The organism is Streptomyces sp. NPDC052496 (assembly GCF_040679095.1).
GTDB lineage: Bacteria > Actinomycetota > Actinomycetes > Streptomycetales > Streptomycetaceae > Streptomyces.
In genome coordinates, this window is the sequence record NZ_JBFAUH010000035.1 from 67,830 (window position 1) to 77,641 (window position 9,812).

The following is a 9,812-nucleotide window of genomic DNA, read 5'->3' on the forward strand; positions in this document are numbered from 1 at the left end:
CGGCTCGGCCCGTCCCAGGACCTTCCTGGGACGGGCCGAGTCATGTGCGCCAAGCGCCTCAGACGCCCGCGGGCTCCGGCGTGCGGGGCTCCTCCGCGGGCTGTGCCCGCTTCGCCGCCCGCTTCGCCGCGCGGCGTTCCTTCCGCAGCTCGATCATCGCGTAGAGCGTCGGAACCAGCAGCAGTGTCAGCAGCGTGGACGTGATCAGGCCGCCGATCACGACCACCGCCAGCGGCTGGGAGATGAAGCCGCCGTCGCCGGTGATGGAGAGGGCCATCGGGAGCAGGGCCATGATCGTGGCGAGGGCTGTCATCAGGATCGGGCGGAGGCGGTGGCGGCCGCCCTCGATGACGGCTTCGACCACGCCGTAGCCCTGCGACCGGTACTGGTTGATCAAGTCGATCAGCACGATCGCGTTGGTGACGACGATGCCGATCAGCATCAGCATGCCGATCATCGCGGGGACGCCCATCGGGGTGCCCGTCGCGACCAGCAGGCCGATCGCGCCGGTTGCCGCGAAGGGGATCGAGATGAGGAGGATCAGCGGCTGGACGAGGGACCGGAAGGTGCCTACGAGCAGCATGAAGACGATGGCGATGGCGGCGAGCATGGCCAGGCCGAGCGAGGAGAACGCGTCGGACTGGTCGGCGGAGACGCCGCCGATCTCGGCGGTGGCGCCCTCCGGCAGGTCCAGGGCCTTGATCTTGCTCTGGAGCTGGGCGGTGACCGCGCCGGTGTTGTCGCCGGTCGGCTTGGCGGTGATCGTGGCGGACCGGGCGCCGTCGATGCGGGTGGTCTGGACGGGGCCCGCCACCGTACGGATCGTGGCGAGGTCACCGAGCGCGGCCGGGCCGGCCGGGGTCGGGACCGCCAGGTCGCGCAGGGCGGCCTCGGAGGTGACCGGGTGGGCGGACTTGATGACGATGTCCCGCTCGGTGTCGTCGATGGTCACCTTGCCGGTGGTGGTGCCGCGCACCGCCTGGGCGACGACCTGGCCGAGGGCGGCCTGGGTGTAACCGGCCGCCGCGGCCTTCTCGTCGGCCTGGACGGAGATGCGGGGCACGCTCTGGGCGAGGTCGCTCTGCACGTCGGTGACGTGGTCGAGGCCGGCGACGGCGGTCCGTACCTGCTCGGCCGCCTTCTTCAGTACGTCCGCGTCGGCGGCCTTGACCACGACGCTCAGGTCCTGGTTGCCGAAGCCGCCACCGCCGGACGAGACGGTCGTCTCGCCGATGTCCTTGCCGAGCTTGCCGAGTTCGGTGCGGAGCTTGCCGGTGACCTTCGCGGAGTCCGCCGCGTCCTTCAGCTTGAGCTGGTACGAGGCCTGGTTGGCGCCGCTGCCGCCGCCGAAGGCCGCCATGAAGCCGGAGGAGCCGACGGTGACCTGGTAGTCCTGCACCTCGTCGAGGCCGCTGAGGACCTGCTCGACCTTCTTGGCCTGGGTGTCGGCCGCCGCCAGGCTCGTACCGGGCTTCAGCTCCTGCTTGACGCTGAGGGTGTCCTGGTCGCCCTGGTCGAAGAAGTTGGTCTTGAGCAGGGGCGCCATGCCGAAGGTGCCGAGGAGGACGACGACGGCGATGACGACGCTGGTCACGCGGCGGCGGGTGGCGAAGCGCAGGACGGGGACGTACAGGCGCTGGAGCGGGCTGCCGCTCTCCTTGGCCTCGGCGGCCCGGCGCAGTTCCTCGGGGTCGGTGCCCTCGGGGATCTCCGGGGCGCGCAGGAACCAGTAGGACAGGACCGGGACGACGGTCAGGGAGACCAGGAGGGAGGCGAGGAGGGCGACCGTCACGGTGATGGAGAAGGAGCCGAACAGGGCACCGACCATGCCGCCGACCACGCCGATGGGCAGGAAGACGGCCACCGTGGTGAGGGTGGAGGAGGTGATCGCGCCGGAGACCTCGCGGACCGCGGTCAGGATGGCGTCGCGGCGCTCCTCGCCGTACCCGAGGTGGCGTTTGATGTTCTCCAGGACGACGATCGAGTCGTCCACGACGCGTCCGATGGCGATGGTGAGCGCGCCGAGGGTGAGCATGTTCAGCGACAGGTCGCCGGTCCACAGCACGATCAGCGTGATGACGACGGACAGCGGGATGGAGACCGCGGTGACCAGCGTCGAGCGCAGGCTGAGCAGGAAGACCAGGATCACGATCACGGCCATGACCAGGCCGAGCAGTCCTTCGGTGGTCAGCGACTCGATGGACTTGGAGACGGCGGGGCCCTGGTCGGAGACCACCGTGACCTCGGTGCCCTTGCCGAGGGCCGTACGGATGCCGGGCAGCTTGTCCTTGACGGCCTCGGAGATGTCGACGGCGCTGCCGTCCTGGCCCATGGTCACCATGACGGCCAGGCTGGGCTTGCCGTTGGTGCGGGTGAGGGAGGTGGGGGTGGCCTGCTCCTCCTTGACGGTGGCGACGTCACCGAGGCGTACCGGCTTGCCCGCCGAAGCACCGCCGGAACCACCGGAACCGCCCGGGCCACCGGGGCCCGCCGCCGGGGTCAGCGGCAGCTCGCGGAGCTGCTGCGCGGAGGTGAAGCCGGAGCCGACCTGGACGGTGTTGCTGCGGCCCTTCTCGGCGAACGAACCGGCCGGCACGGACGCGCCGCCCGCCTCCAGCGCCTGGCCGAGCGCCGCGGCCGTCAGTCCGGCCCGCGCGAGCCTGGCCTCATCGGGGGTGACGGCGACGATACGGTCCCGGACGCCGTCCACGGTGACCTGGCCGACGCCCTCGATGTTCTTCAGGCCGGGCACGACGCTGCGGTCGAGCTGCTCGGCCAGCGCCTGCTGGTCCTTGCCGGCCGCCGACACGGCCAGGACGACGGCCGGGATGTCGTCCGTCGAGCCGGCCACGACCTGCGGGTCCACGTCCTTCGGCAGCTTGGCCCGGGACCGGTTGACGGCCTGCTGCACGTCGGCGACCAGCCGCTTGGAGTCGTTGCCGTAATCGAACTGGGCCATGATGACGGCCGAGCCCTCGCTCGCCGTGGAGGTGACGCCCTTGATGCCGTCGACCGCCTGGATTCCGTCCTCCAGCGGTTCGATCACCTGCTTCTCGACGACGTCGGGCGAGGCGCCCTGGTACGGCGCCAGGACGGACACCATGGGCAGTTCGATGGTGGGCAGGAGCTGCTGTTTGAGCTGGGGGATCGCGATGGCGCCGAAGGCGATCGCGACGATCGACATCAGCGCTATCAGGCCCCGTTGTACGAGGCTGAGTCGGGACAGCCAGGACATGGGTGGGGTCTCTCTTCTGTTCTGTACGGCGTGGTGGTCGTACGGCGTGCTGGTCGTACGGCGTGGCCGTACGGCTGTTCTGTACGGCGTGGTCGTACGGTTCCGGCGGGCGGGCACCACTGGCCCGCGGACGGGCACCACTGGTCCGCCTAAACGATCCGCCATGCCCCGCCCGGTTTTCCTCGCTCCCAGGTCGGTTTCCGCCCCACCCGCAGTACAGCGATCGGAGTACGCCGGTCTCCACCCCCTGCTGCACCCGTGGGCGGACAGTCCCCGCCCGCGCCCGGTCCCTACTGCACCCGCGGGCGCACCAGCCCCGATTCGTACGCGATGACCACCAGCTGCGCCCGGTCGCGCGCGCCCAGCTTGGCCATGGCCCGGTTGACGTGCGTCTTGACGGTGAGCGGGCTGACCGCGAGCTCACCGGCGATCTCGTCGTTGGACAGCCCGCCCCCGACCAGCACGAGCACCTCCCGCTCCCGCCCGGTCAGCGTGCCCAGCTCCGCCGCCCCCGGCCGCACGGGGCCGCCCTCGGCGGGCCCCTCCCCCTGCGCGAGGAACTTGGCGATCAGCCCCTTCGTGGCGGCCGGTGACAGCAGCGCCTCGCCGGCCGCCGCGATCCGGATGGCGCTGAGCAGCTCGTCCGGCTCGGCGCCTTTGCCGAGGAATCCGCTGGCCCCGCCCCGCAGCGCCTGCACCACGTAATCGTCCACCTCGAAGGTGGTCAGGATGACCACGCGTACGGCGGTCAGTGCCGGGTCGGTGGTGATCATCCGGGTGGCCGCGAGCCCGTCCACCCCCGGCATCCGGATGTCCATCAGGACGACGTCGGCCCCCGTCGTGCGCGTCAGCTCGTACGCCTCGGCCCCGTCGGACGCCTCCCCCACCACCTCCATGTCGGGCTCGGAGTCGACGAGGATGCGGAAGGCGCTGCGCAGCAGGGCCTGGTCGTCGGCGAGCAGTACTTTGATGGTCACTCGGTCTCCCCCGTGCAGCAGCTGCGGCCGGACCGGACGGCCCGGGTGGTGGCTTGAGTCGTCTGGAGCGGCAGGCGTACGCGTACCTGGAAGCCGCCTGCCGGGCGGGGGCCGGTCTCGACCGTGCCGCGCAGCGCGGCGACGCGTTCGCGCATGCCCATCAGGCCGTGGCCGCCGCCCGGCTCCTGGGCGCGGGGGCGGTGGTCCGGGCCGGTGGCGCCGCCGTCGTCCAGGACGGTGACGGTCAGGGCCTCGGTGCTGCGCACGATGCGGACCGTCGCGCGGGCGCCCGTACCGGCGTGCTTGTGCACGTTGGTCAGCGCTTCCTGGACGATGCGGTACGCGGTGAGGTCGATGGCGGCGGGCAGCGCGTCCACGTGCCCGGGGACGTCGAGGGTGACGGGCAGGCCGGCGCGTACGAAGCCGTCCACGAGCTGGTCCAGCACGCCGAGGCCCGGTGCGGGTTCGGTGGGGGCCGTCGGGTCGTCGGACTGGCGCAGCAGGCCGACGGTGGCGCGCAGCTCGTCCAGGGCGGAGCGGGACGCCTCGCGGACGTGGGCGAGGGCCTGTCTGGCCTGGTCGGGGCGGCTGTCCATGACGTGCGAGGCGACGCCGGCCTGCACGTTGACCAGGGCGATGTGGTGGGCGACCACGTCGTGCAGCTCGCGGGCGATGCGCATCCGCTCCTCGGCGACGCGGCGGCGGGCCTCCTCCTCGCGGGTGCGTTCGGCGCGGTCGGCCCGTTCCCGGATGGCGGCGACGAAGGCGCGCCGGCTGCGGACGGCGTCACCGGCCGCGGCGGCCATGCCGGTCCAGGCGAAGATGCCGAGGTTCTCCTGGGCGTACCAGGGGCGGTCCCCGAAGAGCATCGCGGCGGCGGTCAGCACGACGACGGTCAGGACGCCGACGCGCCAGGTGGTGGAGCGGTCGGTGCGGGCGGCGAGGGTGCACAGCGCGACGACCACGGCGCAGGCGACGGGGGCGCGCGGGGCCTCGGTCTCCAGGAGCAGTTCGAGGAGGGTGCACACGCCGGTGGCCGCCAGGACGCTGCGCGGGAAGCGGCGGCGCAGGACCAGGGCGCCGCCGGCGGCGACGGCGAGGACCACGGTGGTGGCGGTCAGTTCGCGTTCGCCGAACCGGGGCCCGTGCGGTCCGTGCGGTCCGGCCATCGCGCCGACCATGATCGCCACGACGACGGCGAGCGCGAGCACCGTGTCGAACGCGAGCGGATGGGCCCGTATCCAGGCGAGCGGGCCGCCGCCCGGGCGCGGGCCGGGGTGCCCGGAGGCGAGGGGAGTCACGGGGAAACGGTAGCGCCCCGGTTCCGTGCGGAATCCGGGGCGCTGCCTGCGCTGGAGGTGGTACGGGCCGCCCGGCTCCGCGGGCGGCGGGTCAGCCCGGGATCAGGCCGTCGTCGCTGAGCATGTCCCTGACCTCGTCGAGGGTGGCGTCCTGGGCGGGCAGGATCAGCTCGGACGGCTCCAGGGCGTCGTCCGGCAGCGGGCTGCCGAGGCGGCGCACCGCGTCCAGGAGGGCGCTCAGGGTGCGCCGGAAGCCTTCCTCGTCGCCGCTCTCCATCTCTTCGAGCAGCTCGTCGTCCAGCTTGTTCAGCTCGATGAAGTGCGAGTCGTCGAGCTTCACCTGCCCCTCCCCCATGATCCGTACGATCACGACGGTCTCCTTCTGGTCCGAGGCGACGATCTGTCCGGCACGGCGGGCCGGTCCGGTGCGGCGGTCCCGACGAGGCTAACCGCCGCCGGCCGTCACTGCTTGTCGAAACGCGGCTGACCGGGCTGCGCCTGCGGGGTCTGCTGCCCCTGGCCCGCCTGGCCGCCCTCGATGGCCTGCTTGTCGGCGCCCGGGCCGGCCAGCTCGGCCTTCATCCGCTGGAGCTCCAGCTCGACGTCCGTGCCGCCGGAGAGCCGGTCCAGCTCGGCGGTGATGTCGTCCTTGGCCATACCGGTCGGGTCGTCGAGCGCGCCGGAGGCCAGCAGCTCGTCGATGGCCCCGGCCCTGGCCTGCATCTGCGCGGTCTTGTCCTCCGCGCGCTCGATGGCCATGCCGACGTCGCCCATCTCCTCGGAGATGCCGGAGAACGCCTCGCCGATACGGGTCTGGGCCTGCGCCGCGGTGTACGTGGCCTTGATCGTCTCCTTCTTCGTACGGAAGGCGTCGACCTTGGCCTGAAGGCGCTGGGCGGCGAGGGTGAGCTTCTCCTCCTCGCCCTGCAGGGTCTGGTGCTGCGTCTGCAGGTCCGTGACCTGCTGCTGCAGCGCGGCCCGGCGGGACAGCGCCTCGCGGGCGAGGTCCTCCCGGCCGAGCGAGAGGGCCTTGCGGCCCTGGTCCTCCAGCTTGGAGGACTGGTTCTGGAGCTGGTTGAGCTGCAGTTCCAGACGCTTGCGGGAGGTCGCCACATCGGCGACGCCGCGGCGTACCTTCTGGAGCAGCTCCAGCTGCTTCTGGTACGAGTAGTCAAGGGTCTCGCGCGGATCCTCGGCCCGGTCCAGGGCCTTGTTGGCCTTCGCGCGGAAGATCATCCCCATCCGCTTCATGACACCGCTCATGGGCCTCGCGCGCCCCCTTCTGACCGAGTTACATCGGGCTTAGGCTCCAGCACATCTACAGACCCCACAGTACGGGCCCCGGTTCCATTACCGCACTGTTCGGGCCCGGATGCGCTCCTCCTGCAGGACGATCAGGGTGCCGCCGTTATCCGGCGCAAGGAGTAGGGAGCGCCCCGGAAACCCGCACCGCGTCCCCTTCGCTCCCCTTTGTCCCATGCGTGGCATCCACCACGGGACCACGCCGTTGCCGGATCGTTCCCCATGCCGCTGTGGTCCATGCGCGCCCAACCCGTACTCTTGCGTGTGTGTTCCGAAGCCGTTCGAAGGATGAGCAGGCCGCGGCCGCCAAGGTGACCGCGTCCGAGCCCAAGCAGCCCCGCGACCCGCAGGCCCCGAAGGGCCGCCCGACGCCGAAGCGCAGCCAGGCGCAGTCGCAGCGCCGTACGCGTGCGCACACGCCGGCCAACCGCAAGGAGGCGCAGAAGGCTGCGCGTGAGGCGCGCCGCGCCGACATGGCCCGGCAGCGCGAGGCGCTGGCCAACGGTGACGAGCGGTTCCTGCCGGTGCGCGACAAGGGCCCGGTGCGCCGGTTCGCGCGCGACTTCGTCGACTCGCGGTGGTGCGTGGCGGAGTTCTTCCTGCCGATGGCCGTGATCATCCTGGTGCTGACGATGCTGCGCCAGCCCGGGATCCAGAACATCGCGCTGCTGCTGTGGCTGTTCATCATCGTGCTGATCGTCATCGACTCGTTCGTGCTGTGGTTCTCGCTGAGCCGGCGCCTCAAGCAGCGCTTCCCGGACGAGAGCCACAAGGGCGTCAAGCCCTACGCCCTGATGCGCACGCTCCAGATGCGCCGGCTGCGTCTGCCGAAGCCGCAGGTCAAGCGCGGAGAGCGGCCCTGAACACAACCTCTTCGGGCTTCTCGCCCGGCGCTGAGCGGTGGCTCGGCGGGCTGGGCGGACTGCGCAACACGGTCCGCCAGGAACTGATCGCCCGCCAGCTGGAGGAACAGATAGCGGCGCGCTTCCCGGTCGGGCAGCGGCTGCGGGTGCTCGACGTGGGCGCGGGCCAGGGCACCCAGGCGCTGCGGCTGGCCCGGGCCGGTCACAAGGTCACCGGCCTGGAGACCGACCCGGCGATGCTGGCCGCGGCCCGCGCCGCGCTGGCGGAGGAGCCGGCCGGCATCCAGGAGCGGATGGAGCTGATCGAGGGGGACGGCCGGGACACCGGCGTGCTCTTCACGCCCGGCGCCTTCGACGTGGTGCTCTGCCACGGCGTACTGATGTACGTGGCGGAGCCGGACCCGATGCTCGCCGGGCTGGCCCGCGTCCTGGCCCCCGGCGGCCTGCTGTCCCTGGTGGTGCGCAACGCCGACGCGCTCGCGATGCGGCCCGGCCTGTCCGGTGACTGGGACGCGGCCCTCGGCGCCTTCGACACGGCCGAGTACGTCAACCGCCTCGGCCTGACGGCGCGCGCCGACCACCTGGCGGCGCTCACCGCCACCCTCGACGGGATCGGCGCGCCGCTGGAGACCTGGTACGGCGTACGGGTCTTCACCGACACCGCGGCGGACGACGCGCCGCCACCCCCCGACGCCGAGCTGGAACGGCTGCTCGCCGCCGAGGACCGGGCCGGCCGCACGGACCCGTACCGCGCGGTGGCGGCGCTGCTGCACCTGTGCGGCGTACGGGGCGGACCGGGCGGCGAGAGCCGGTAGGCGTACGGAGGGAGCTGCGGCGCGGACCGACGTGTCGCGCGCCCCCTGAGCCGTACGGCGTACACCCGCGTGTGCGCTCCTCCCCCTCCGTGACGCGGATTCTCGCCACGGCGTCCGATCAAGCGGCGGTTCAGGCGTCCTGACGGGACACTTCAGACATGACGCCTTCACTGACTTCCCGTCACCGGGCGGCGGTCGCCGCGGCCGCCGTCCTGTGCGCGACCGCGCTGGTGGCCGGCTGCTCCGGCCCCGACTCCGCTTCCGGGCCCGGCAAGGACGTCGCCTCGTCGGCCCCCGCCACCTCCCCCGCGAAGGCGGCGGCCCCCAGTGTCAGCACCGACCTGCAGAACGCGTACCAGAAGGTGGTCAGGGACGTCCTGCCGTCGGTCGTCCAGATCACCACCGGGGAAGGGCTGGGCTCCGGGGTGGTGTACGACGCGCGCGGGCATGTCGTCACCAACGCGCACGTCGTCGGCGAGGACAAGAAGTTCAAGGTGACCACGGCGCGCGGCAGCCGGTCCCTGGACGCGTCGCTGGTCGCCTCGTACCCGGAGCAGGACCTCGCCGTCATCAAGATCGACGAGGCGCCGAAGGACCTGAAGCCGGCCGTTTTCGGTGACTCCGCCAAGGTCGAGATCGGGCAGATCGTGCTCGCCATGGGCAGCCCGCTGGGGCTGTCCGGCAGCGTCACGCAAGGCATCGTCTCGGCGACCGGACGCACCGTCAGCGAGCCCAGCAGCGGCGGCGGTACGGGCGCGACCATCGCGAACATGGTGCAGACCTCCGCGGCCATCAACCCCGGCAACAGCGGCGGCGCGCTGGTCAACCTCTCCGACCAGGTCATCGGCATCCCCACGCTGGCCGCCACGGACCCGCAGATGGGCGAGGGCGCGGCGCCCGGCATCGGCTTCGCGATCCCGGCGTCCACCGTCCGCAACATCGCCGATCAGATCATCAAGAACGGCAAGGTCACCAACTCGGGCCGGGCGGCGCTCGGCATCACGGGCCGCACCCTGGTCGGCGCGGACTTCGAGGGCGCCGGGGTGAGCGTGGCGAGCGTCAAGGAGAACGGCCCGGCGGACCGGGCGGGCATCGAGGCCGGTGACGTCATCGTGAAGTTCGACGGGACGGCCGTCCGTACGATGCAGGCCCTCTCCGAGGCGCTGGCGAGTCACAAGCCCGGCGACAAGGTCGACGTGACGGTCGACCGGGACGGGTCGGAGAAGACGGTGAAGGTGACGCTGGGAACGATCTGAGGGGCGCGTGACGGGCGCGGGCCCGCACCGCGCGCGGGGGCCCGCACCGCACGCGCGGGCCCG

8 protein-coding genes are annotated in these 9,812 nt (G+C 72.2%); 3 read left to right on the forward strand and 5 right to left on the reverse strand.

Annotation, left to right across the window (positions count from 1 at the left end):
* Positions 1–58: 58 nt before the first annotated feature.
* The 5 genes from AB0L45_RS34535 to AB0L45_RS34555 all read right to left on the reverse strand — a co-directional run bounded on the left by AB0L45_RS34535 (position 59) and on the right by AB0L45_RS34555 (position 6,776).
* Positions 59–3,235 carry an efflux RND transporter permease subunit gene (locus AB0L45_RS34535; RefSeq protein WP_365847153.1) on the reverse strand — a complete coding sequence of 1,059 codons (3,177 nt, stop codon included), beginning with the start codon at positions 3,233–3,235 and terminating at the stop codon, positions 59–61.
* A 290-nt stretch (positions 3,236–3,525) separates the two neighbouring features.
* Positions 3,526–4,212 carry a response regulator transcription factor gene (locus tag AB0L45_RS34540; protein WP_365847155.1) on the reverse strand — a complete coding sequence of 229 codons (687 nt, stop codon included), beginning with the start codon at positions 4,210–4,212 and terminating at the stop codon, positions 3,526–3,528.
* Entirely contained in the window at positions 4,209–5,513 is a 1,305-nt protein-coding gene (locus tag AB0L45_RS34545; RefSeq protein ID WP_365847157.1) for a sensor histidine kinase, read from the reverse strand. Before AB0L45_RS34545 ends, AB0L45_RS34540 begins: the two co-directional genes overlap by 4 nt.
* 91 nt (positions 5,514–5,604) lie before the next feature.
* Positions 5,605–5,883, reverse strand: a complete 279-nt coding sequence (locus AB0L45_RS34550; protein ID WP_365847159.1) for a hypothetical protein — start codon at positions 5,881–5,883, stop codon at positions 5,605–5,607.
* 92 nt (positions 5,884–5,975) lie between these two features.
* Positions 5,976–6,776, reverse strand: coding sequence for a PspA/IM30 family protein (locus AB0L45_RS34555; RefSeq protein WP_365847161.1), 801 nt, complete (start codon positions 6,774–6,776; stop codon positions 5,976–5,978).
* A 305-nt stretch (positions 6,777–7,081) separates the two neighbouring features.
* On the opposite strand from AB0L45_RS34555, the gene AB0L45_RS34560 reads away from it, so the two are divergent.
* From AB0L45_RS34560 to AB0L45_RS34570, 3 genes are all read left to right on the forward strand, one after another.
* A complete protein-coding gene (locus AB0L45_RS34560) occupies positions 7,082–7,678 on the forward strand; it encodes a DUF3043 domain-containing protein (RefSeq protein WP_365847163.1) in 597 nt (198 codons plus the stop codon).
* Positions 7,679–7,764: 86 nt separating this feature from the next.
* Positions 7,765–8,493, forward strand: a complete 729-nt coding sequence (locus AB0L45_RS34565; protein WP_365847181.1) for a methyltransferase domain-containing protein — start codon at positions 7,765–7,767, stop codon at positions 8,491–8,493.
* A gap of 158 nt (positions 8,494–8,651) precedes the next feature.
* Positions 8,652–9,749, forward strand: coding sequence for a trypsin-like peptidase domain-containing protein (locus AB0L45_RS34570; protein WP_365847165.1), 1,098 nt, complete (start codon positions 8,652–8,654; stop codon positions 9,747–9,749).
* Positions 9,750–9,812 lie beyond the last annotated feature (63 nt).